General features: G+C 53.9%; 22 protein-coding genes and 1 pseudogene. 9 read left to right on the top strand and 14 right to left on the bottom strand.

Annotated features, from left to right (window positions below):
- Positions 1 to 19: 19 nt before the first annotated feature.
- The 9 genes from EHN13_RS19410 to EHN13_RS19370 form a co-directional block, all read right to left on the bottom strand.
- Complete coding sequence (locus tag EHN13_RS19410) at positions 20 to 1,156, bottom strand: HlyD family secretion protein (RefSeq protein ID WP_061066812.1); 1,137 nt, start codon at positions 1,154 to 1,156, stop codon at positions 20 to 22.
- Positions 1,157 to 1,161: 5 nt separating this feature from the next.
- Positions 1,162 to 1,485 carry a DUF3302 domain-containing protein gene (locus EHN13_RS19405; protein ID WP_101742495.1) on the bottom strand — a complete coding sequence of 108 codons (324 nt, stop codon included), beginning with the start codon at positions 1,483 to 1,485 and terminating at the stop codon, positions 1,162 to 1,164.
- A 184-nt stretch (positions 1,486 to 1,669) separates the two neighbouring features.
- Positions 1,670 to 3,208 (bottom strand): aldehyde dehydrogenase AldB, encoded by a 1,539-nt coding sequence (aldB, locus tag EHN13_RS19400; protein WP_048213689.1) that lies wholly within the window; start codon positions 3,206 to 3,208, stop codon positions 1,670 to 1,672.
- 92 nt (positions 3,209 to 3,300) lie between these two features.
- The gene (gene yiaY / locus EHN13_RS19395; protein WP_048213690.1) at positions 3,301 to 4,452 is read right to left on the bottom strand and encodes an L-threonine dehydrogenase; all 1,152 of its coding nucleotides are present in this window, start codon (positions 4,450 to 4,452) and stop codon (positions 3,301 to 3,303) included.
- A gap of 188 nt (positions 4,453 to 4,640) precedes the next feature.
- A complete protein-coding gene (selB, locus tag EHN13_RS19390; protein ID WP_124021922.1) occupies positions 4,641 to 6,485 on the bottom strand; it encodes a selenocysteine-specific translation elongation factor in 1,845 nt (614 codons plus the stop codon).
- The gene (gene selA / locus EHN13_RS19385; protein ID WP_124021921.1) at positions 6,482 to 7,873 is read right to left on the bottom strand and encodes an L-seryl-tRNA(Sec) selenium transferase; all 1,392 of its coding nucleotides are present in this window, start codon (positions 7,871 to 7,873) and stop codon (positions 6,482 to 6,484) included. Before selA ends, selB begins: the two co-directional genes overlap by 4 nt.
- A gap of 98 nt (positions 7,874 to 7,971) precedes the next feature.
- A complete protein-coding gene (locus tag EHN13_RS19380; protein ID WP_048213693.1) occupies positions 7,972 to 8,580 on the bottom strand; it encodes a glutathione S-transferase in 609 nt (202 codons plus the stop codon).
- 98 nt (positions 8,581 to 8,678) lie between these two features.
- Entirely contained in the window at positions 8,679 to 9,815 is a 1,137-nt protein-coding gene (locus EHN13_RS19375; protein ID WP_101742499.1) for an HlyD family secretion protein, read from the bottom strand.
- Positions 9,816 to 9,817: 2 nt separating this feature from the next.
- On the bottom strand, positions 9,818 to 10,180 hold the full coding sequence (locus tag EHN13_RS19370; protein WP_061066819.1) for a DUF3302 domain-containing protein: 363 nt from the start codon (positions 10,178 to 10,180) through the stop codon (positions 9,818 to 9,820).
- Positions 10,181 to 10,713: 533 nt separating this feature from the next.
- On the opposite strand from EHN13_RS19370, the gene mtlA reads away from it, so the two are divergent.
- From mtlA to mtlR, 3 genes are all read left to right on the top strand, one after another.
- Positions 10,714 to 12,630: a PTS mannitol transporter subunit IICBA gene (gene mtlA, locus EHN13_RS19365; RefSeq protein ID WP_061066820.1), complete on the top strand. Its 1,917-nt coding sequence runs from the start codon at positions 10,714 to 10,716 to the stop codon at positions 12,628 to 12,630.
- Between the two features lie 220 nt (positions 12,631 to 12,850).
- A complete protein-coding gene (gene mtlD / locus EHN13_RS19360) occupies positions 12,851 to 13,999 on the top strand; it encodes a mannitol-1-phosphate 5-dehydrogenase (protein ID WP_124021920.1) in 1,149 nt (382 codons plus the stop codon).
- Positions 13,996 to 14,586: a mannitol operon repressor MtlR gene (gene mtlR, locus EHN13_RS19355; RefSeq protein WP_048213698.1), complete on the top strand. Its 591-nt coding sequence runs from the start codon at positions 13,996 to 13,998 to the stop codon at positions 14,584 to 14,586. Before mtlD ends, mtlR begins: the two co-directional genes overlap by 4 nt.
- Before the next feature lie 12 nt (positions 14,587 to 14,598).
- Here mtlR and EHN13_RS19350 read toward each other — a convergent pair whose 3' ends face one another.
- A complete protein-coding gene (locus EHN13_RS19350) occupies positions 14,599 to 14,805 on the bottom strand; it encodes a hypothetical protein (RefSeq protein ID WP_124021919.1) in 207 nt (68 codons plus the stop codon).
- A 292-nt stretch (positions 14,806 to 15,097) separates the two neighbouring features.
- On the opposite strand from EHN13_RS19350, the gene EHN13_RS19345 reads away from it, so the two are divergent.
- The 6 genes and pseudogenes from EHN13_RS19345 (at position 15,098) to trmL (ending at position 21,394) form a co-directional block, all read left to right on the top strand.
- Positions 15,098 to 15,460, top strand: coding sequence for a YibL family ribosome-associated protein (locus EHN13_RS19345; RefSeq protein ID WP_048213700.1), 363 nt, complete (start codon positions 15,098 to 15,100; stop codon positions 15,458 to 15,460).
- A 262-nt stretch (positions 15,461 to 15,722) separates the two neighbouring features.
- Positions 15,723 to 17,377 (top strand): annotated as a pseudogene (lldP, locus tag EHN13_RS19340) (L-lactate permease).
- Positions 17,374 to 18,150, top strand: a complete 777-nt coding sequence (lldR, locus tag EHN13_RS19335; protein WP_048213701.1) for a transcriptional regulator LldR — start codon at positions 17,374 to 17,376, stop codon at positions 18,148 to 18,150. Before lldP ends, lldR begins: the two are co-directional and overlap by 4 nt.
- Complete coding sequence (gene lldD, locus EHN13_RS19330) at positions 18,147 to 19,337, top strand: FMN-dependent L-lactate dehydrogenase LldD (protein ID WP_124021918.1); 1,191 nt, start codon at positions 18,147 to 18,149, stop codon at positions 19,335 to 19,337. The genes lldR and lldD overlap by 4 nt, the downstream gene beginning before the upstream one ends.
- 196 nt (positions 19,338 to 19,533) lie before the next feature.
- A complete protein-coding gene (locus EHN13_RS19325; protein WP_101742502.1) occupies positions 19,534 to 20,874 on the top strand; it encodes an MFS transporter in 1,341 nt (446 codons plus the stop codon).
- A 46-nt stretch (positions 20,875 to 20,920) separates the two neighbouring features.
- Positions 20,921 to 21,394: a tRNA (uridine(34)/cytosine(34)/5-carboxymethylaminomethyluridine(34)-2'-O)-methyltransferase TrmL gene (gene trmL / locus EHN13_RS19320; RefSeq protein WP_003024163.1), complete on the top strand. Its 474-nt coding sequence runs from the start codon at positions 20,921 to 20,923 to the stop codon at positions 21,392 to 21,394.
- 86 nt (positions 21,395 to 21,480) lie between these two features.
- Here the strand turns inward: trmL and cysE are convergent, their stop codons facing one another.
- The 4 genes from cysE to grxC form a co-directional block, all read right to left on the bottom strand.
- Positions 21,481 to 22,302, bottom strand: coding sequence for a serine O-acetyltransferase (gene cysE / locus EHN13_RS19315; protein WP_003024160.1), 822 nt, complete (start codon positions 22,300 to 22,302; stop codon positions 21,481 to 21,483).
- 78 nt (positions 22,303 to 22,380) lie between these two features.
- Positions 22,381 to 23,400 (bottom strand): NAD(P)H-dependent glycerol-3-phosphate dehydrogenase, encoded by a 1,020-nt coding sequence (gene gpsA / locus EHN13_RS19310; protein ID WP_061066824.1) that lies wholly within the window; start codon positions 23,398 to 23,400, stop codon positions 22,381 to 22,383.
- Positions 23,400 to 23,867, bottom strand: a complete 468-nt coding sequence (secB, locus tag EHN13_RS19305) for a protein-export chaperone SecB (protein ID WP_003024155.1) — start codon at positions 23,865 to 23,867, stop codon at positions 23,400 to 23,402. Before secB ends, gpsA begins: the two co-directional genes overlap by 1 nt.
- A 47-nt stretch (positions 23,868 to 23,914) precedes the next feature.
- On the bottom strand, positions 23,915 to 24,166 hold the full coding sequence (gene grxC / locus EHN13_RS19300) for a glutaredoxin 3 (RefSeq protein WP_003024152.1): 252 nt from the start codon (positions 24,164 to 24,166) through the stop codon (positions 23,915 to 23,917).
- Positions 24,167 to 24,200 lie beyond the last annotated feature (34 nt).

The following is a 24,200-nucleotide window of genomic DNA, read 5'->3' as shown; positions in this document are numbered from 1 at the left end:
CAAGCAAAACAGCCTGAGTTTAATGATCGAGATACAGGTAATGCACCCAACTGGTCATTCGCAACAAGACTTTGCGCATGACTGACACATGTTCGAAGTGGTCAGAATATACGGCGACCTGCGCGTAAATCCCGTCAGGTAACGCGCTAACCTCCGCATTATCATTCAGCTCAATCGTGGCGATCACCCCTTCAGAACCAGGCGTAGAATTTAAGGATTGCAGCGCCCCGTTCGACTGGTATGTACCACCCGGTACGGCCGGACTGATAGCAGCCAGTTTACCGCTAAATACTTTACCCGGCAGGGCGTTAAACACCACTTCCGCTTCATCGCCTGGCTCCAGTCGCAGCAGCGAGTTTTGACGGAACTGGGCGATAATTTGCCGTTTTTGATCCGGGATAAACACCATCACCGGGCGCATAGGCAGTGCGGCGGCATAGGTTCCCGGACGCATCAGCACCTGCGTCACATAGCCATCGCTGGGCGCGCGAACCACGGTCTGGTCCAGATTGAACTCCGCTTCTGCTAACTGTGCTTTCAGGCTGGCAATTTGTGAATTTTCCCCCAGCACCAGGCTGTCTAACTGACTCTGGATTTGCTGTTGTTCCGCAATGGAGGACTTCACCGATGCTTCCTGCGCCAGATAGTTTTGCCGCGCCGCGTCGATATCGCGTTCAGAAAAAGGATTCACCTTCGCCTGGCTTCCCTGCGCATAGCGCTGATAATCTTTCGCCAGCTTGTCACGGGTAGCCTTTGCCCGTTGCGTGTTGGCTTGCATTTCATCCAGTTGCGCAGCAAGAGCCTGCTCTTTATGCTGTGCGGTGACAATATCGGCTTTCAGACGATCGACCCGCGCCTGATAACGCCCCGGATTAAGTTTGAATAGCACCTCGCCTTTTTTGATCAGTGTATTCTTCTTATCTGTCACTTCCGTCACGACACCCGTTACCTGCGGCACTACGGGAATAGAAATTACCGCCTTTTGCGCCTTAAAGGTATACGGATGATTATAATTCATCAGTAATATCAGTCCGCACACAATAAATATACCGCCCAATGCTGCGGTAGGTACTGTCCATTTATTGACAGGAATTTTAAAAATCTTAAATATTGACCATGCACACGCTACATAGGTCAGAACAATCAGTAAATCCATCGATATTACTCCGCCGCAGAGGTCTTCACCTCACCCAATTTTTTTTCCAGATCGGCAACCCTTGCCTGCAGCTGGATCAGGGAAGAATCCGCGCTCTGCATGCCCCATCCGCGCTCCGGGCGATAAAGCGTTGCCCAGATCCATAAAAAGGGCCAAATAACATGTAAGGTAAACAAACTCACCCAACCCGCAACATGTATTGCGTCGGCATGAGGATGATTACGTTTTTTTGCAATCAGATAGGGAATATCATGCAGAATAATAACCCCATAAAAAATGACCAGGAATACAAAAATAAGCACTCCTAATGCAAAATAATCAAGAAACATATTTGCCTCAGAGATTGAAATAACAAATAAGAATTCCATTTGGATTTAAAAATAGATTGGAGGATAGTAGATGAATATGTATATGGAGTGCAATTATCTTGTTTATATAACGACATATGGGTTTTTATATAACTGCAGAATAAAGATATGCCCGGCGAAAAACCGGGCAATAAGTGACGAGAAATTAAAACAGTCCCAGTGGTTTATCCGAGTAGCTCACCAGCAGGCACTTGGTTTGCTGATAATGCTCGAGCATCATTTTGTGTGTCTCGCGCCCGATGCCCGACTGCTTATAGCCGCCGAACGCGGCGTGAGCCGGGTAAGCGTGGTAACAGTTGGTCCAGACACGGCCAGCCTGAATACCGCGTCCCATCTTGTATGCCAGATTGCCGTTGCGACTCCAGACGCCAGCGCCGAGTCCATATTGCGTGTCATTGGCGATTTCCAGCGCCTCTTCCATGGTTTTGAAGGTCGTGACCGCCAGCACCGGGCCGAAGATCTCTTCCTGGAAAACCCGCATGTTGTTCTTACCAAACAGAATGGTTGGTTCGAGGTAATAACCCTCTTTTAACTCGCCATCCAGGTGCTTGCGCCGCCCGCCGGTGAGAACATCTGCACCTTCTTTCTTACCAATGTCGATGTAATTCAGAATAGTTTCCAGTTGACCATGCGACACCTGCGCGCCCATCTGCGTCACGCTGTCTAACGGATTACCGCTACGAATACTCTCCACGCGGCGAATGGCCCTTTCCATAAAACGTTCATAAATGGATTCCTGAACCAGCGCACGACTCGGACAGGTACACACTTCGCCCTGGTTGAAGGCAAACAATGCAAAACCTTCCAGCGCTTTGTCAAAGAACGCATCTTCTTCATCCATCACGTCCGCGAAGAAGATATTGGGTGACTTGCCGCCCAGTTCCAGCGTGACAGGAATAATGTTCTGCGTGGCGTACTGCATGATCTGCTGCCCAACTTCCGTTGAGCCGGTAAACGCCACTTTCGCAATACGTTTTGACGTCGCCAGATACTCACCAATTTCCCCACCCGCGCCGTTTACCACGTTCACCACGCCAGGCGGGAGCAGATCGCCGATGACTTCCATCAGCAACAGCACGGACAGCGGCGTCAGGCGCGCGGGTTTCAGCACCACGCAGTTACCCGCCGCCAGTGCGGGTGCCATCTTCCAGCTGGCCATCAGCAGCGGGAAGTTCCACGGAATAATTTGCCCTACCACACCAAGAGGTTCATGGAAGTGATACGCCACGGTTTCGCTATCAACCTCGCTGATTCCCCCTTCCTGCGCACGAATACAGGAGGCAAAATAGCGGAAATGGTCAATTGCCAGCGGCACATCTGCCGCACTGGTTTCACGGATAGGTTTACCGTTATCCCAGGTTTCAGCCGTCGCCAGCAGCTCCAGATTTTGCTCCATACGATCGGCAATTTTGAACAGAATCGCCGCCCTGTCCTGCACGGATGTCTGCGCCCACTTGTCTTTTACTTTGTGCGCGGCATCCAGTGCCAGATCGATATCCTTTTTGCCGGAAGAGGCCACTTCGCACAGTAATTGCCCGGTAACTGGCGTCAGGTTCTGGTAATACTCACCGTCCACTGGTGCAACCCAGTCGCCGCCGATAAAGTTATCGTATCGGGCCTTTAACTTCAGAGGGTAACCATACTCGCCGGGATAAATACGCGTTGAAGGGGGGTTGTTGGTCATGACCGTCTCCTTGCTGTAGGGGTATTACAAAGGTAGACGGGACTGGCGAATTATTCGCCAGCCTTTTACTGCTTTACGACAGATATCACGAATTACATGGCAGCACGATAAATCGCCATGATTTCTTCATGTGTTGCCTGAATCGGGTTAGTGAAACCACAGGCATCTTTCAGGGCGTTGGTCGCCAGAACAGCAAAATCTTCTTCCTTAACGTTCAGCTCACGCAAACCTGCCGGAATATTCACTTTCTGCGCCAGTTCGCGGATTGCCGCGATACAGGCTTCGGCTCCTTGCGCATCGTTCAATCCAGCCACGTCGACGCCCATTGCCGCAGCACAATCGCGCAGACGAGCTGCGGCCACCTTGCTATTGAAGACCTGAACGTGCGGCAGCAGTACCGCATTGCAGACACCGTGCGGCAGGTCGTAGAAACCACCCAACTGATGCGCCATCGCGTGAACGTAACCCAGAGAGGCGTTGTTGAATGCCATACCTGCGAGGAACTGTGCGTAAGCCATGGCTTCGCGCGCCTGAGCATTGGCGCCATCTTCCACGGCGATCGTCAGGTTCTCGGCAATCATCGTCACGGCTTTAAGCGCACATGCATCGGTGATCGGCGTTGCCGCAATCGACACGTAGGCTTCGATAGCGTGGGTCAGCGCATCCATACCGGTTGCCGCTGTCAGGGACTTCGGCATACCGACCATCAGCGAAGAATCATTGACGGACAGCAGCGGTGTAACGTGCTTATCGACAATCGCCATTTTGATGTGGCGTACTTCGTCGGTAATGATGCAAAAACGGGTCATTTCAGATGCCGTTCCCGCCGTCGTGTTAATGGCAATCATCGGCAACTGCGGTTTTGCAGAACGGTCGACACCTTCGTAATCACTAATATCGCCGCCGTTAGCCGCCACCAGCGCAATCCCCTTCGCACAATCGTGTGGGGAACCGCCACCGAGGGAAATTACGCTATCACAGGCATTTTCTTTCAGCATTTGCAGACCTGCGGCAACGTTGCTGGTTGTCGGATTAGGATGCGTACCATCATAAATTACGCTGAAAATATCACGTTCCTGCAGCGCTTTTTGAATTTCACTCGCCATACCTAATTTCGCCAGCATGGCATCCGTGACAATTAACGTACGACGAAAACCATATTCCGCCATTGTATTCATTGCATCTTTTAATGAACCAGCGCCAATTACATTCACGGAAGGAATAAAAAATGTTGAAGCAGCCATTGTACGATCCTTAATTACTCAAAAGAGGCAGGAAGCATACGAGTGATAATCCCAACAAAATATGATCGTGGTTGTTATTTTAATAACATTGAAAATTAAAAAGCACATTAGGTTCATAATCTAATGTGCTTATTTCAATCAATATCTATTTTGTATTAATTCATTTAATTTTTGAATTAATTGTTTCATTACTTTTCGGGAAACAGTAATGCATCGCGTAATAAATGATCATTTCCCCGACGACGCGTAAAACCAATACGGTCAAAATATTCCAGAATCTGAATAGCCAATTTACGCCCGACGTTAAGCCTGTCGCGGAAATCGGCAGCGCAGGTCGATCCTCTTTCCTGATCCAGTTCGCGGATCAGATTGGCAAAGGCCACAATCCGATCGTTACGGTAATAACGATCTTTGACGATCGCCGTAATAATGCCCTGCTGCGCCGCCTGCCGTAGCGCCAGACGCATCGCCTGCTCGTCCGTAGCCGTGGTTTTCGCCAGATCCCGCACCCACCACGGCTCATCACCAAACAGAGGTTCTACTTTTTGCCAGATAGCCCGCTGCTCATCGCTAAAACCGGCCTTATGATCCGGCAAATGTAGCCAGCCATGATGGCTATCAATAGCGCCGCTATCGCGCATCTTTTCAATCAGCAGCAGGACCAGCGCTTCATCTTCCATCGGCAGGGCCATACGACGCAGGCGTTCACGTCCAGGTCCCGGCTCATCACGGTGCTGTTCATGGTAGGTCGCCAGCGTATCCAGAATCTTACGCTGCCAGCGTGCAGCAACGGGCGCATTCAACAGACTATACCCGGCGCGAATAAATCCATGTTGCTCAATCAACGAACGCATGCCGTCGCCATTGAGCTGGCGTGCCCATGCGAAATCGGGAATATTCACCGCCCCGCGAGTCAGATGCAATGCCAGCGCTTCGCCGTCATTCTGCGCATTTTCCAGCGCCGACAGCCACTGTAAATACTCCGGCTTACGCTTCCCACGACGCGGTGGATTCAGCGTCACGACACGTGCGCCTGCCAGCGTCGTACGGGCAGAAATATCACGCAGCACCAGCCTGTCGTTATCAGCCAGCCACAGCGGCGTATCAAATACCAGTTCCGCCAGCGTCCCTTCGAGCAGTGAGATACGTCCGGTCACGTGGCTGGCCGCGTGGTGGATATGCAGCGGCTGCCACTGCATCAGCGGAGCCGAGTGTTCTAAAGAGACAATGACGCGTGAGAAGGCCTCTGGCGGCGCATCTGCAAGCAGCCAGTCACCACGGTTAATCTCTTCTTTTTGCGCATCACCGACAATGTTCAGCGCAATTCGCTGTCCGGCGTGAGCGTATTCGGTCGGCTGATTTTGCGCATGCAGGCTACGTACGCGCATCGGTTTGTTGACGCCCGTAAGCCACAACACATCCCCGACGTTCACTTCTCCGCTGAGCGCCGTTCCCGTTACGACCAGACCTGCGCCTTTTACCGTGAAAGCGCGGTCAATCGCCAGGCGGAAGGTGTGATCGCGAGCCAGTTCACGCGGCGTCAACTGCAGCAAGTGGTCACGCAGCGCTTCGATACCACGGCCTTCACCGGCGGCAGTTACGAACAGTATCGCATCGGCAAAACCATAGTTACCCAGCGTGGTTTGCACCTCGGCACGTACTTCGTCAATGCGTGCTTCATCGACGCGATCGGCTTTTGTGAGCGCCACGGTAAGCTGTGGGTTGCCCGTCAGTTGCAGGATTTGCAAGTGTTCACGCGTTTGCGCCATCACGCCGTCATCACACGCCACCACCAGCAGCGCGTGGTCGATACCACCGACACCCGCCAGCATGTTGGACAGAAACTTTTCGTGACCAGGGACATCGATAAATCCCAGTACCCGCCCGTCCGGCTGCGGCCAGTAGGCATAGCCGAGGTCGATAGTCATACCGCGCTTTTTTTCTTCCGGCAGCCGGTCGGCATTCACGCCGGTAATCGCCTGTAATAACGTTGTTTTTCCGTGGTCAACGTGTCCGGCGGTTGCAATAATCATTTCAGCATCATCTCCATAAACCGGGTCTCGTCTTCAAGGCAGCGCAGATCCAGCCACAAGCGGCCATCATAAATTCGCCCAATGACCGGCACGGGCAGCAAACGCCAGCGGGCGGCCAGCGCTTCGAGGCGGCTTCCACGCCCGTCATGGGGGGTAAAGGTTAATGCCGCGCTCGGCAGCCTATCAACTGGTAGCGAGCCGCTGCCAATCTGCGACAGGCAAGGCATGACAGTCAACGCAAACTCGGCACCATAATGTTCTGTCAATTGTGCTTGTAATCGTAGCGCCTGCGCGTGGACAGCCTCTTTCGTGCGGGTGAGCTGGCGTAACGTCGGCAACTTCTCCGCCAGCGCTTCCGGGTGCAGATAGAGCCGCAGCGTTGCTTCCAGCGCTGCCAGCGTCATTTTATCAGCCCGTAACGCGCGTTTCAGCGGATGGCTCTGTAAGCGGGCGATCATCTCTTTTTTACCGACGATAATCCCGGCCTGCGGCCCGCCCAACAGTTTGTCACCAGAGAAACTCACCAGGCTCACACCTGCGGCAATGAGCTGCTGCGGCATCGGTTCCTGCGGCAAACCATACTGACTGAGATCGACCAGCGAGCCGCTACCCAGATCCGCCACTACCGGCACATCCAGTTCCTGACCAATGGCGGCCAGCTCAGCTTCATCAACCGAGCTGGTAAAGCCTTCAATGCTGTAATTACTGGTATGGACTTTCATCAGCAGACCGGTGTTTTCATTCACCGCCTGACGGTAATCTTTCGCATGGGTCCGGTTGGTGGTGCCAACCTCGCGCAGGATACATCCGGCCTGGCACATCACGTCGGGAATACGAAACGCGCCGCCAATTTCTACCAGCTCGCCGCGCGAAACGACCACCTCTTTGCCGTTGGCCGTGGCGGCCAGCATCAGCAGAACCGCAGCGGCATTATTATTGACAATACAGGCATCTTCCGCGCCGGTCAGGTGGCAGAGTAGATCCGCCAGCGCCCGATCCCGATGTCCACGTCCGGCATCATCCAGGCTGTATTCCAGCGTCACCGGCGTACGCATCGCCTGCACCACCGCAGCAATCGCCTCCTCAGCTTGTGATGCACGCCCAAGATTGGTATGCAGCACCGTTCCGGTCAGGTTAATCACCGGACGTAGCGCGCTTTGCGATTCTCGTTCCAGCCGGGCGCTGGCCTCTTGCGCCCAGTCTTCCCCCCATGCTGGAAGCGCCTGCGTGTCGCGAATCGCCTCTCTGGCTTCATCGAGCATATGACGCAGCAGATCCACCACGCGGGTATGACCGTGGGACTCACGTAAGACCTGGAAAGCGCTATCGCGCAGTAAACGATCGATAGCAGGAAGCTGGCTGTAGAGTGAACGCATGTCGGTTGTCATGAAAGGGCCTGGCTGTTGGTGGCCCTCTCCACCGTGGAGAGGGATATCGATATAGGAAGGATTGTACCGTGACTTTGCTCAGGCGGGTATTATCTGCATCAAGCCTTTGGCGGTTCCGTACGGGCAAAACTTTCGCGTTGAAAGAGTGTTTCCACCAGTTTGACCAGACGTGGACGGTCCACACACCAGCCAGGCGCAACCCGACGAAAATTGAGATAGCCCACGGCACAGGCAATCGCAATCGTTGCCAGATTAACCGTATCCGTTTTCAGCGTACCGTCCGCCAGATAACCTTCCAGCACATCCAGGCTGCGGGTAATTTTTTCTCGCTGGCGTAGCAATTCAGTTTCTGACTGCTGCGCAGCGGGGCGAGCCTGTTCGCGCACCGAGACTAATCCCGCATCCATAATACCGTCGGCCAGCGCTTCCAGTTGACGAACTTTGAGTGCCGCCAGCGGCTCACGCGGCAGCATTGCGGGTGCAATATCCAACAACTCTATATATTCAGCAATGATCGGAGAATCAAACCAGTACTCTCCCTTATCGGTGACCAGCGCGGGCACTTTTCCCAATGGATTGTATCGCGCCACGCCGCTATCCGCGTTATAGGGGAGTTCATTAACGAATTCGAAGGTGATGCCCTTTTCCAGCAACAGAATAGAAATTTTACGCACAAAAGGGCTGGTATAGCTGCCAATGAGTTTCATGCCGTGTCCTTTTTGCCAACAAAAAAGCGATGTCCAACGAATATCTGGACACCGCTTAGTATGGCTCAGGCCACGACAAATGGCAGGTGATGCTGGTCTCAATGATCCAAATAAAGATAATGCATCCAACTGGTCATACGCAGCAGCACTTTACGCATCACCGAAACGTGGGCGAAATGGTCGGAATAGACCGCCACCTGGGCATAGATACCGTCCGGTAGTGCATCCACATCTGCATTGGGAGCCAGTTCAATCGTGGCCAGCACGCCATCGGTACCCGGCACCACCGTCAGAGACTGCAATGCTCCCTGGGCCTGATAAGAACCGCCCGGTACAACCGGCAGAATGCTGGTGAGCTTGCCGGGGAATACCTGGCCTGGCAGCGCGTTGAAGACCACTTCCGCTTCATCACCCGGTTTAAGACGCAGCAACGAGTTCTGGCGGAATTGCGCCACGATTTGCCGTTTTTGTTCCGGAATAAACACCATCACCGGGCGCAGAGGCAGCGCGGCGGCGTAGGTTCCGGGCCGAATAAGCACCTGCGTAACATAGCCGTTGCTGGGGGCTCGGACGATAGTCTGCTCAAGATTGTATTTGGCTTCAGCGAGCTGAGCGCGCAGGGACGCAACCTGAGATTGCTCTCCGTTGACCATGCTGTCTAACTGACTCTGAATCTGCGTCTGTTCGGCGACGGAGCCTTTTACCAGCGCGTCCTGTGCCAGATAGTTCTGCCGGGCGTTGTCGATATCGCTTTCAGAGAAGGGATTAACCTTCGCCTGGCTGCCCTTCAAATAGCGTTGATAATCTTTATACAGGCGGTCGCGTTCAGCGGAAACGCGGGTGGTATTGGCGACGGCTTCAGAAAGTTGGGCTTTCAGATTGTCGATATTGTGCGTGGCGGTCACCAGATCGGCTTGCAGTCGGTCCACTCGCGCCTGATAACGCACGGGATCGAGTTTAAATAACACCTCGCCTTTTTTAATCAGTTGATTATTTTTATCTGTCACTTCACTCACAATTCCAGTGACCTGCGGGGTAACAGGTATTGAAATAACCGCCTTTTGCGCCGTAAAGGTATACGGGTGGTTATAGTTCATTAATAAGATGAGTCCCGCCACAATAAACACCCCACCTAATGCGGCTGTGGCAAGCGTCCATTGGTTTACCGGAATACGGAATATTTTAAAGATGGCCCAGGCAAATGCCACGTAAGTCAGGACAATCAACAAATCCATGATCAAATCTCCGGAAAGGTGGAGTTATCGTCTTTTTTCTCCCCAGCCAGCCTTTTTTCTAACTGGGTAATGCGCGCTGCCAGCGCGGCAATTTCAGGGTCTTGTTCCTTTCCGGTCGGCGTAATGTGTGACTGCATCCCCCAGCCTCGTTCTGGCTGATAGAGCGTGGCCCAGATCCACAGAAACGGCCAGATAACGTGCAGCGTAAATAAGCTCACCCAACCTGCCGTATGGATGGCATCGGCATGGGGATGGTTGCGCTTCTTAGCCATGTTATAGGGAATATCATGGATGGCGATGATTCCGTAAAACAGAACCAGAAAAACGAAGATCAGCACACCTAACGCGAAATAGTTTAGAAACATACCCGCCTCGTATTCACGCTAATCAGAGCTTTCAATTGCAGGCAGCCGAAAGGAGTCATGGCTGGTAATTTGAACATAATTGCAGTTAGTCATTTCCGCCATACCACCAGGGTATAAATTTGCAGGTGAACGACTCGCGGGGTAGCAGCAAGAAATGGGAGATGAAACAGAATCCGCCTCAGATCACATCAGGAGAAATCCTGGCAAATATTTATTGCGAAGTAGATCACAAATACCCAACAAACAGCCAAAGCAAAAACGTGAACAACTTCACATTTAAGTGCCTTTTCCAGCCTATTTCCGCGTAATGATGTTTTTTTATACCGGTGTTTTGTGATCGAAATCACATTAAGTGATGCCGTAAACCCTATATTTACGTGACATTGATCACATTAAAAGTCATCGACTGGACAGTTGAACGATTCAGTGCCAGATTTCGCAGTATCTACAGGGTCCGGCTACCTCCTGCCGCTACATTAACAAACCTCGGGCTTTCAGCCTGCGCGATAGCAAACATAAGAAGGGGTGTTTTTATGTCATCCGATATTAAGATCAAGGTGCAAAGCTTTGGTCGATTCCTCAGCAACATGGTGATGCCAAATATCGGCGCGTTTATCGCGTGGGGTATTATCACCGCATTATTCATTCCGACAGGGTGGTTGCCGAACGAAACGCTGGCGAAGCTGGTCGGCCCGATGATCACCTATCTGCTGCCGCTGTTGATCGGTTATACCGGTGGTAAGCTGGTTGGCGGCGAACGCGGCGGCGTAGTGGGCGCGATTACCACCATGGGCGTGATCGTCGGTGCTGATATGCCGATGTTCCTCGGTGCGATGATCGCAGGTCCGCTGGGCGGCTGGGCTATCAAGCATTTCGACGGCTGGGTAGACGGTAAGATCAAGTCCGGTTTTGAGATGCTGGTGAATAACTTCTCCGCTGGCATCATCGGGATGATCCTCGCCATTCTGGCATTCCTTGGCATTGGCCCATTGGTTGAAGCACTGTCCAAAATCCTGGCGGCAGGCGTTAACTTCATGGTTGTCCATGACATGCTGCCGCTGGCGTCTATCTTCGTTGAACCGGCGAAAATCCTGTTCCTCAACAACGCCATCAACCACGGTATTTTCTCACCGCTGGGCATTCAGCAGTCCCATGAGATGGGTAAATCCATCTTCTTCCTGATTGAAGCTAACCCGGGTCCGGGTATGGGCGTTCTGCTGGCATACATGTTCTTCGGTCGCGGCAGCGCTAAGCAGTCTGCAGGCGGCGCGGCTATCATCCACTTCCTGGGTGGTATCCACGAAATTTACTTCCCGTACGTGCTGATGAACCCGCGTCTGATCCTGGCCGTTATCCTCGGCGGTATGACTGGCGTATTTACGCTGACTATCCTGAACGGTGGTCTGGTGTCTCCGGCCTCTCCGGGTTCTATCCTGGCCGTACTGGCAATGACGCCGAAGGGCGCTTACTTCGCCAACATCGCGGCAATTTGTGCGGCAATGGCGGTCTCCTTTGTGGTCTCGGCGATTCTGCTGAAAACCAGCAAAGTGAAAGAAGAAGATGACATTGAAGCCGCAACCCGTCGTATGAACGACATGAAAGCGGAATCCAAAGGCGCATCTCCGCTAGCAGCGGGCGACGTAACCAACGACCTGAGCCATGTGCGTAAAATCATCGTCGCCTGCGATGCCGGCATGGGTTCCAGTGCCATGGGTGCGGGCGTACTGCGTAAGAAAGTGCAGGATGCCGGCCTGTCGCAGATTTCCGTCACCAACAGCGCGATTAACAATCTGCCGCCGGATGTGGATCTGGTCATTACCCACCGTGACCTGACCGAACGCGCTATGCGCCAGGTTCCGCAGGCACAGCACATTTCGCTGACCAACTTCCTCGACAGCGGTCTGTACTCCAATCTGACCGAACGTCTGGTCGCTGCACAGCGCCACAACGTAAACGAAGAGAAAGTCCGCGACCACCTGAAAGACAGCTTTGAAGAGGGTGATACCCACCTGTTCAAACTGGGTGCGGAGAATATCTTCCTGGGCCGTAAAGCCACCAACAAAGAAGAAGCGATTCGCTTTGCCGGTGAGCAACTGGTGAAAGGCGGCTATGTTGAGCCAGAGTACGTCGAGGCGATGCTGGACCGCGAAAAACTGACCCCGACTTACCTCGGCGAGTCCATCGCTGTACCGCACGGTACGGTTGAAGCCAAAGACCGCGTGCTGAAAACCGGCGTGGTGTTCTGCCAGTATCCGCAAGGCGTACGCTTCGGCGAAGAAGAAGACGATATCGCCCGTCTGGTCATTGGTATCGCTGCACGTAACAACGAGCACATCCAGGTGATTACCAGCCTGACCAACGCGCTGGATGACGAATCCGTGATCGAACGTCTGGCTCATACCACCAGCGTGGATGAAGTTCTGGCGCTGCTGGCGGGTAAAAAAGCTTAACGGTTAAGTATCTCCAAAATAGTTCGAGCTGCAGGAAGGCGGCAACGCAGTGAATCCCCAGGAGCGTACATAAGTACGTGACTGGGGTGAGCGAGGAGAGCCAACGCATCTGCAGTTCGAAATATGAAGGCGATATCCTCTCCCTTGTGGAGAGGGTTAGGTTGAGGGAAAAGCCTCACCCCAGCCCTCTTGGGTAAAAACATTAATGAAGGTTAATACTATGAAAGCATTACATTTTGGCGCAGGTAATATCGGTCGTGGCTTTATCGGCAAACTGCTGGCGGACGCGGGGATACAGCTGACGTTCGCGGATGTAAACCAGGTCGTGCTCGATGCCCTGAATGCCCGTCATAGCTATCAGGTTCATGTGGTCGGTGAAAACGAGCAGGTTGATACCGTTTCCGGCGTCAACGCGGTGAGCAGCATCGGCGATGATGTCGTTGAACTGATTGCCCACGTAGATTTAGTCACCACCGCCGTTGGTCCGGTCGTGCTTGAGCGCATCGCACCTGCCATCGCTAAAGGGCTGGTTAAACGCAAGGCGCAAGGCATCGCGACTCCGCTGAATATCATCGCCTGTGAGAACATGGTGCGCGGCACGACCCAGTTGAAAGGCCACGTCATGAACGCGCTGGCAGATGAAGACAAAGCCTGGGTCGAAGAACACGTTGGTTTTGTCGATTCCGCCGTAGACCGCATCGTTCCCCCTTCCGCTTCTGCGACCAACGATCCGCTGGAAGTCACCGTCGAAACCTTCAGCGAGTGGATTGTCGACAAAACGCAATTTAAAGGCGAACTGCCAAACATCCCGGGAATGGAATTAACTGATAACCTGATGGCATTTGTCGAACGTAAACTCTTCACGCTGAACACCGGGCATGCTATAACCGCGTACCTCGGAAAATTGACCGGTCATCAGACCATCCGTGACGCGATTCTCGACGAGAAAATCCGCGCAGTGGTAAAAGGTGCGATGGAAGAGAGCGGCGCGGTACTGATCAAACGCTATGGCTTTGATGCGGCAAAACATGCAGCATATATTCAGAAAATCCTCGGTCGCTTTGAAAACCCGTATCTGAAAGATGACGTTGAGCGCGTTGGCCGTCAGCCACTGCGTAAACTGAGCGCGGGCGACCGTCTGATTAAACCGCTGCTGGGCACGCTGGAGTACGGCCTGCCGCACACGAATCTGGTTATCGGTATTGCGGCAGCAATGCACTATCGCAGCGAAGAAGATCCGCAGGCACAGGAACTGGCCGCGCTGATTGACGAAAAAGATCCGCAGGCCGCGCTGGCGCAGGTTTCCGGTCTGGATGCCAATAGTGATGTGGTGGCGGAGGCGGTTAACGCATATAACGCGACCAAATGATTGAGAATGTGGCGCAGGTCTGCCTGCGCCCAAATGACAGATTGTCAGATATGCAGGCAATAATGGAACAAACGCAGGCCTTTGAAAATCGTGTGCTTGAGCGTCTGAATGCTGGCAAAACCGTACGCAGCTTCCTCATCACCGCCGTAGAACTGCTCACCGAGGCGGTGAATATCCTTGTGCTTCAGGTATTTCGCAAAGATGACTATGCGGTAAAATATGCCGTAGAACCGTTGCTCGACGGCGACGGTCCGCTGGGCGATCTTTCCGTTCGTCTCAAGCTCATCTACGGTCTGGGCGTACTCAGCCGCCCGGAGTATGAAGATGCGGAACTACTGATGGCGCTGCGGGAAGAGTTAAACCATGACGGCAATGAATACGCGTTCACCGACGATGAGATTCTTGGTCCGTTTGGCGAACTTCACTGCGTAGCAGCACTCCCGCCGCCACCGCAGTTTGATACCTCAGACTCAGGTCTGCACGCCATGCAAATCCAGCGCTACCAGCAAATGGTACGCTCCACGATGGTACTTTCCCTGACCGAGCTGATTTCTAAAATCAGCTTAAAAAAAGCCTTTCAAAAATAAGACCCTGCAGGCTTACTTCTCTTCCTGCTGCGGTCGATACAGTTGCCGATAGTACGCCAGACGTTGCAGATACAGCTGCGCGCTCTCCTGTGGTATTTCAGAAGGGACTACGTCGCGCGGCGGTGTTTTATTCAGATATTCGCGAAAAGCCTGGCTGGAAGCCATAAAATCGACCGTCTTATCAATCAGAACCGAAACGTTCTCACCTATTTTCGCCATAATCTTCCCTCCTCCATGTATTAACCGCGCTCAGCCTGTGCGGTTGCTCATTTAAGTTTAGGATCGGTTGGGCGATTATATTGAGGAAAACGTGCTTCGCTATAAACCCGCCAATAAAAAGCGCCATGGCCAATCTTATCGCTTAAAGTTCCTTATTAATCAAAAAAGTAGCATTACCATTAGCTTAATAATACTTGCGGCATTTGATTATTTATCTTCGATTAGTTGTGAATAATCCCGCTCTGCGCGCATACTATAGGATATTCATCCTATTTTTATCAGAAGCTATCCTATGAAAGAAGTCGAAAAAAACGAAATTAAACGCCTGAGCGATCGTCTTGACGCTATCCGCCACCAGCAGGCTGACCTGTCCCTGGTTGAAGCCGCCGACAAATATGCCGAGCTGGAGCAAGAGAAAGAAACTCTGGAAACTGAGATCGCACGACTGCGTGAAGTACACGGCCAGAAGCTGAGCAAAGAAGCGCAAAAGCTCAGCAAACTCCCGTTCCGTCGTGCCATCACCAAAAAAGAACAGGCCGACATGGGCAAGCTGAAGAAGAGCGTGCGCGGCCTGATCGTCGTTCACCCGATGACCGAGCTTGGCCGTGAAATGGGCCTGAAAGAGATGACGGGCTTCGCGAAAAGCGAGTTCTAATCTGTCACCGGGCAACACTCGCTTGCCCGGTCCTTCGCTTCCCCTCGCAATTGGCCCTACCAATTTCAGTCAGATCCTACCAATACCTCACATTTCATTAAAATGTGCGTACAATACCGTTGCCAATAAATAACATTTGATTAACCATTCATTGTCATTACCCCTACACAACAATATTGGCAGGGCCACTTTTACACATAGTGTGACGAAGAGATGAGCACAGACTCATTGCATTATGTCAGCGACCCCCAGGAGACCTGCAATGAATCTCTGGCAACAAAACTACGACCGGCCGGTAACATCTGGCTTTCCAGTCTGATCGCATCGCTCCCCATCCTGTTCTTTTTCTTCGCCCTGATTAAGCTCAAGCTGAAAGGCTACGTTGCGGCGTCATGGACGGTGGTGATCGCTTTGTCGGTCGCCCTGCTGTTTTACAAAATGCCGGTCGATCACGCGCTGGCCTCCGTGGTGTACGGTTTCTTCTACGGTCTGTGGCCAATTGCCTGGATCATTATCGCCGCGGTATTCGTCTATAAAATCTCGGTAAAGACCGGGCAGTTCGACATCATCCGCTCCTCGATACTCTCGATTACCCCAGACCAGCGTCTGCAAATGCTGATTGTCGGTTTCTCCTTTGGGGCATTCCTCGAAGGGGCCGCGGGCTTCGGTGCGCCGGTGGCGATAACCGCCGCGCTGCTGGTTGGCCTTGGCTTTAACCCACTGTATGCAGCAGGTTTGTGCCTGATCGTAAACACCGCGCCAGTAGCGTTTGGCGCGATGGGAATTCCTATTCTGGTTGCCGGTCAGGTCACCGGGCTGGACAGCTTTGAGATTGGTCAGATGGTTGGCCGCCAACTACCGTTCCTGACGATTATCGTACTGTTCTGGATCATGGCGATTATGGACGGCTGGCGCGGCGTGAAAGAGACCTGGCCTGCGGTGATGGTCGCGGGCGGCTCGTTTGCTATCGCGCAGTACCTCAGCTCTAACTTTATCGGGCCGGAACTGCCGGACATCATCTCTTCTCTGGTTTCTCTGGTGTGTCTGACGCTGTTCCTGAAGCGCTGGCAGCCGGTACGCATCTTCCGTTTTGGCGATATGGGGGCTTCACAGGTCGATATGGACCTGTCGCGCACCCGCTACACCGCCGGGCAAATCATCCGCGCCTGGTCGCCGTTCCTGTTCCTGACCGCCACCGTCACACTGTGGAGCATCCCGCCGTTTAAAGCGCTGTTTGCCCCTGGCGGGGCGATGTACCACTGGGTCGTCAACATTCCGGTTCCGTTCCTCGATAAGCTGGTAGCCCGCATGCCGCCGGTGGTACACGAAGCCACAGCCTACGCGGCGGTGTACAAGTTCGACTGGTTCTCGGCAACCGGCACCGCCATCCTGTTTGCCGCGCTGCTGTCTATCGTCTGGCTGAAGATGAAACCCTCCGCCGCTCTGCAGACCTTTGGCAGTACGCTGAAAGATCTGGCGCTGCCTATTTACTCCATCGGAATGGTGCTGGCATTCGCCTTTATCTCTAATTACTCCGGGCTGTCTTCAACGCTGGCGTTAGCACTGGCTCACACGGGCAGCGCGTTCACTTTCTTCTCGCCGTTCCTCGGCTGGCTGGGGGTATTCCTGACGGGCTCTGATACCTCGTCAAACGCCTTGTTCGCAGCGCTACAGGCAACGGCAGCGCAGCAAATCGGTGTTTCTGACGTATTGATGGTGGCTGCAAATACCACCGGCGGCGTGACCGGAAAGATGATCTCTCCGCAGTCTATCGCCATCGCCTGTGCGGCAGTGGGACTGGTTGGCAAAGAGTCTGATCTGTTCCGCTTCACCGTCAAACACAGCCTGATTTTCACCTGCATGGTGGGTGTGATTACCACGCTGCAGGCCTATGTCTTAACCTGGATGATTCCATGATTGTGATGCCCAGACGCCTGTCAGACGAGGTCGCATCTCGTGTGCGGGCGCTGATTGAAGAACAACAGCTGGAAGCGGGCATGAAGTTGCCCGCCGAGCGCCAGCTGGCCGTACAGCTCGGCGTGTCGCGCAATTCGCTGCGCGAGGCGCTGGCAAAGCTGGTAAGTGAAGGCGTGCTGATTAGCCGTCGTGGTGGTGGGACGTTTATCCGCTGGCAGCATGAAGCGTGGTCCGAACAAAACATCGTTCAGCCGCTGAAAAGCCTGATGGCGGACGACCCTGATTACAGCTTCGATATTCTCGAAGCCCGCCACGCCATTGAGGCCAGCACCGCCTGGCACGCCGCCATGCGCGCCACAGCCGCCGACAAAGAGAAAATCAGGCTCTGTTTCGAGGCCACACAAAGTGAAGATCCGGATCTCGCTTCACAAGCAGACGTTCGCTTTCACCTTGCCATCGCTGAAGCCTCGCACAACGTGGTGCTGCTACAGACCATGCGCGGTTTCTTCGACGTATTGCAGTCTTCGGTAAAACAGAGTCGCCAGCGTATGTACCTGGTGCCACCGGTATTTTCACAGCTCACAGAACAACACCTTGCTGTGCTGGACGCGATTGTCGCCGGGGATGCCGATGGCGCGCGTAAGGCGATGATGGCGCACCTCAGTTTTGTCCATACCACCATTAAACGCTTTGATGAAGACCAGGCCCGCCAGGCGCGTATCACCCGTCTGCCCGGTGACCATAATGAAATTAGCAGGGAGAACAACACATGATTATTTCAGCAGCCAGCGATTATCGCGCCGCAGCCCAGCGCATTCTGCCCCCTTTCCTGTTCCACTACATTGACGGTGGCGCGTACGCGGAGCATACCCTGCGCCGTAACGTGGAAGATTTATCAGAGGTGGCACTCCGCCAGCGCGTGCTGAAGAACATGTCAGATCTCAGTCTGGAAACCACCCTGTTTAACGAAAAACTGTCGATGCCGGTGGCCCTCGCGCCTGTCGGTTTATGCGGCATGTATGCACGCCGGGGCGAAGTTCAGGCCGCCGCCGCCGCTGATGCTAAAGGCATTCCGTTTACGCTTTCGACGGTATCCGTCTGCCCAATTGAAGAAGTCGCCCCGACCATCAAGCGTCCAATGTGGTTCCAGCTGTATGTCCTGCGCGATCGCGGCTTTATGCGTAACGCCCTGGAGCGAGCCAAAGCGGCGGGCTGCTCCACGCTGGTCTTTACCGTCGATATGCCCACGCCCGGCGCACGTTACCGTGACGCGCATTCCGGTATGAGCGGTCCAAATGCGGCACTGCGTCGCTACTGGCAGGCAGTCACCCATCCACAATGGGCATGGGACGTTGGCCTGAACGGTCGGCCGCATGATTTAGGCAATATTTCGACGTATCTTGGCAAACCCACCGGCCTTGAGGATTACATCGGTTGGCTGGCGAATAACTTCGATCCGTCCATCTCCTGGAAAGACCTCGAGTGGATCCGCGAATTCTGGGAGGGTCCGATGGTGATCAAAGGGATCCTCGATCCAGAAGATGCCCGCGACGCCGTACGCTTTGGCGCAGATGGCATCGTTGTTTCTAACCACGGTGGGCGCCAGTTAGATGGCGTGCTGTCTTCCGCCCGCGCACTGCCCACCATTGCCGATGCGGTGAAGGGCGATATCACTATTCTGGCCGACAGCGGGATCCGTAACGGCCTGGACGTGGTGCGTATGATTGCACTGGGTGCCGATAGCGTGCTGCTGGGCCGTGCTTATCTGTACGCGCTGGCAACACACGGACAGGCTGGTGTGGCGAATCTGCTGAACCTGATCGAGAAAGAGATGAAGGTGGCAATGACCCTGACCGGTGCAAAAACCATTAGCGAAATCAGCCGCGATTCGCTGGTACAGGAACTGGGCAAGAGCCTGCCTGCCGCATTGGCTCCCCTGGCCCAGGGTAGCGCAGCGTAACAATCCCCCGTAACCCCCCTTTTTCTCAATGGTCGGCCTGTTTCCAGCCCGACCATTTTTTATTCGAAAAATAACGATTGGTTAACACTTACAACCAATATATTTGACAACTTTTTATCCACCTGCCAAATGTATATACAAGCTAATACAACAACAATTCACACGTATAACTTCCATCATAACGGGCGAGGGTGACATGGCTTATTCCGGCAAAGTGAATATCCAGCAGGCGATAGATGACAGTCCTTTTTCGCGCTTCCACTGGGTCATTATTGTCCTGGGCTTTCTGGTTTTAGCCATTGACGGCTTCGATACGGCGGCGATGGGCTATATTGCCCCCACGCTCTCAGCCGACTGGGGCATCAAGAAGCAGGATCTTGGACCGGTGTTAAGCGCCGCACTACTGGGCCTCTCCTTTGGCGCCCTGCTGGCCGGGCCGATTTCCGATCGTTTGGGCCGTAAGCGCGTGCTGGTCTTTTCCTGTCTGTTCTTTGGCCTCGCCAGTCTGGGTACTGCCTATGCCGAGACGCTGAATATGCTCACATTTTGGCGCTTTCTCACCGGCCTGGGCCTTGGCGCGGCAATGCCCAATGCCATCACCCTGGTCTCAGAATTTGCACCAAAACGCTGTCGTTCAATGGCGATTAACACCATGTACTGCGGCTTTCCGTTAGGGGCTGCGGGCGGCGGGGTGATCTCCTCCTGGCTTATCCCCAACTACGGCTGGCACAGCGTCCTGCTTGCTGGCGCGATCGCCCCGCTGGCTCTTACCGTACTGTTGGTACTGTTCCTGCCGGAATCGGTTAAGTATCTGGTTCATCGCGGTAAAGGGGTAGCACAGGTTAAACGCATTGCTCAACGCTTTATATCGGGAAGCCTGGAACAGGTAACCCAGTTTTATCTGGATGAAGACCGCGTCACGGTCAAAAAAGGCAGCGTGGCACAGCTATTCAGCATGCCCTGGCTGCCGGGAACGCTGATGCTCTGGATGACCTACTTTATGGGGTTGGTTATCTATTACGTGCTGCTGAGCTGGATGCCAACGCTGATGCTGGGAATGGGCTATCCGCTGGCCGAATCCGCCTGGCTGACGTCGCTATTTACCTTCGGCGGTACCGCAGGGATCCTGCTGGCCGGTTGGTTAATGGATCGCTGGGAAGCGCATAAAGTGGTGTCACTCGGCTTTATTCTGACGATGCTGTTTGCCCTCGCTCTCGGGTTTGAACATAACCACATCATCCTGTTCGGCGCGCTGATCTTCCTGATGGGAATTACCATGAACGGCGCGCAGTCCGGACTGCAGACGCTAGCCGCCACGTTTTATCCAACCCACTGCCGCGCAACGGGCATTGCCTGGATGCAGGGCGTGGGCCGCTTTGGCGGCGTCGCCGGGACCATGACCAGCGCCCAACTGCTGTCTATGCAATGGCAGGCTGATAGCATACTGATGTTCCTCAGCGTTCCGGCGCTGGCCGCCGCTGCCGCGACGATTTACAAGCTGCAACGCTATAAACCTCACGCGCTGACCGTCGCATAGTACCCGCTCTTTCTGCTATTCTGCCCCCCGCTATCAAGGGGGCAGTATGCTTAACATCGTTTTGTTCGAACCAGAAATCCCGCCAAATACCGGCAATATTATCCGTCTTTGCGCCAACACCGGCTTTCGTCTGCATATTATTGAGCCAATGGGCTTTACCTGGGACGACAAGCGCCTGCGTCGCGCGGGGCTGGATTACCATGAGTTTACCGCCGTGCTGCGCCACCCTGATTACGCCAGCTTCGTCGCCGCAGAAAATCCGCAACGTCTGTTTGCCCTGACCACCAAAGGTACGCCAGCGCATAGCGCGGTAAGCTATCAGGATGGGGATTATCTGATGTTTGGCCCGGAAACTCGCGGTCTGCCACCCAGCATCCTCGACGCGTTGCCTGCCGAACAAAAAATTCGTATTCCGATGATGCCGGACAGCCGCAGCATGAATCTGTCTAACGCGGTGTCAGTAGTGGTGTATGAGGCCTGGCGCCAGTTAGGTTATCCTGGCGCGGTATTACGCAGTTGATTTATGTCGGATGGCGGTTGACGCCTTATCCGACCTACGAGGTTTGTAGGCCCGGTAAGCACTGCGCCGCCGGGCATAGCTCGAAATCAGATGCCATCGCCATACTCGAACGTATGATGAATCCCGTTGAAATGCTGATCCATATCCATAGATGGCTTATCGCTGTCAGGCTTGCCGACGATGCGCGCCGGAACGCCTGCGGCGGTTGTATGCGGGGGTACCGGCTGTAAAACGACGGAACCTGCGCCAATCTTCGCGCCGCGTCCAACCTCGATATTGCCAAGGATTTTCGCGCCAGCGCCAATCATCACGCCTTCACGAATTTTCGGATGACGGTCGCCGCCTGCTTTACCGGTTCCGCCAAGCGTGACGGATTGCAAAATAGAGACGTCGTTTTCAATGACCGCCGTTTCGCCCACCACAATACCGGTGGCGTGATCGAGCATAATCCCCCGGCCAATTTTTGCTGCCGGGTGGATGTCCACCTGGAAGGTAACAGAGACCTGATTTTGCAGGAAGATCGCCAGTGCCTGACGCCCCTGATGCCATAGCCAGTGGCCGATGCGGTATGCCTGCAGCGCATGGAAGCCTTTCAGGTACAGAAGTGGGGTGGAATATTTATCGACTGCCGGGTCACGCGTACGTACCGCCTGGATATCGCAAGCCGCCGAGGCAATCATTTCAGGATCGGCCGCGTAGGCCTCTTCCACGACTTCGCGAATCGCAATAGCAGGCATGATCGGAGAGGCGAGTTTATTCGCCAGCATATAGCTCAGCGCACTGCCGAGGTTTTCATGCTTGAGCAGCGTTGCGTGGTAAAAACTGGCCAGCATTGGCTCACATTCCGCCAGTGCACGGGCTTCCGCTTTAATGTTTTTCCAGACGATATCCAGTTCTTCACACGGCATTGCGTACTCCAGAAGGTAGCAAAACGACCGACCCGTTCTTCGCGGGTCGGGTCGTTAGATTGAAACGGTTCCTTACGGCTAGTGGCTGCTTCGCTCGTCCTTGCGCGCACGACCTAATAACGTCAATGCTGCCTCGCGCGCATTTTTTCCGCAATACAATACTTGATAAATTTCCTCGGTTATTGGCATCTCGACACCAAAACGGTGCGCCAATTCACGAACTTCTTTCGTATTGCGGTAGCCTTCAACCACCTGACCAATCTTGTCCTGCGCGCCCTGCACGTCCATACCCTGGCCGAGCATCATGCCAAAACGACGGTTACGCGACTGGTTGTCGGTACAGGTCAGCACCAGATCGCCTAAACCCGCCATCCCCATAAAGGTGGCAGGATCGGCACCCAGCGCCGCGCCAAGGCGAGACATTTCGGTAAGCCCACGGGTGATCAATGCCGTTCGTGCGTTTGCACCAAAGCCGATGCCGTCAGACATCCCCGCGCCAATCGCAATGACGTTTTTCACCGCGCCGCCAAGCTGCACGCCAATGAAATCCGGGTTGCTGTAAACGCGAAAGCTTTTGCCGCAGTGCAGCAACTGCTGGAGATCGTCAGCAAAGGCGTCGTCCGTCGAGGCCAGAGAAATCGCCGTCGGCATGCCCGCAGCCAGCTCTTTAGCGAACGTCGGGCCGGAAATAACCGCCAGTGGAATGGAGTCCCCCAGCGCTTCACGCGCGACGTCCTGCAGCAGACGCCCTGTTTCCGCTTCCAGACCTTTTGTCGCCCAGACCAGCCGCGCGTCAGGACGCATCAGCGGTTTGATATTACGCAGCACTTCGCCAAAGACATGGCTCGGCACCACCACCAGAATATTACGACTGGCGGCCAGCGCAGTGGCTAAATCACTTTCCAGGCGCAGCGTTTCGGGAAAAGGCACATCAGGGAGGAACGCGACGTTGCAGCGATCGCGCTCAAGGGTCGCGATATGTTTCGGATCATGGCCCCACAGGACAACCTGGTGGCCGTTTCTTGCCAGGGTGATAGCAAGAGCGGTGCCGTACGAGCCGGCACCAATCACAGTCATTGAAGCATTACTTTGGTTCATCAGGCATCCTGATGTTCTTCAGTACCTTCGCCAGCCTGCTGCTGTAAATAGTTCATGAACAGCGCATCAAAGTTGACCGGCGCAAGGTTCAGTTGCGGGAATGTACCGCGTGAAACCAGGCTGGTGATGCATTCGCGGGCATACGGGAACAGAATGTTCGGGCAGTATGCGCCAAGGCAATGCGCCATCTGAGTCCCTTCAATACCACTGATGGAGAAAATACCGCCCTGCTGAACTTCGCACAGAAACGCAGTTTCTTCACCCAAAGAAGCCGTTACGGTGACACGCAGCACTACTTCATACACATCATCTGCCAGTTGGGTAGATGCGGTATCTAGATCCAGTTTAACCTCTGGCTGCCAATCTTTCTGGAAAACATGCGGTGCATTTGGCGCTTCGAAAGACACATCCTTGGTATAAATACGTTGGATCTGGAAAGCCATTTCAGTGTTATTTTGTTCTGACATGTTGAGAAAACCCTTTAGTGTTGTCCTTTAAATACTATCCGTACGCCTTAACGCAGCAGGGGATCCAGTCCACCACGCGCATCCAACGCATACAAGTCGTCACAACCACCAATGTGCTGTGCATCAATAAAAATCTGCGGAACCGTTGTACGGCCACTGCGCTTGATCATCTCTTCACGCTTCACGGCATCGCCGTCAATCGGAAGTTCCTGGAAACTCACACCCTTACTGTTCAACAGCGCCTTTGCGCGATGGCAAAACGGGCAGGTTGCTTTGGTATAGATCTCAATATTGGCCATGACTTATCTCCAGTGTTCTTTTACCCAGCGGTAC

The sequence above is a fragment of the Citrobacter youngae genome, assembly GCF_003818115.1.
GTDB lineage: Bacteria > Pseudomonadota > Gammaproteobacteria > Enterobacterales > Enterobacteriaceae > Citrobacter > Citrobacter youngae.
The sequence above is the reverse complement of the archived record's forward strand: the minus strand, read 5'-3'. Positions and strand labels throughout refer to the sequence as shown.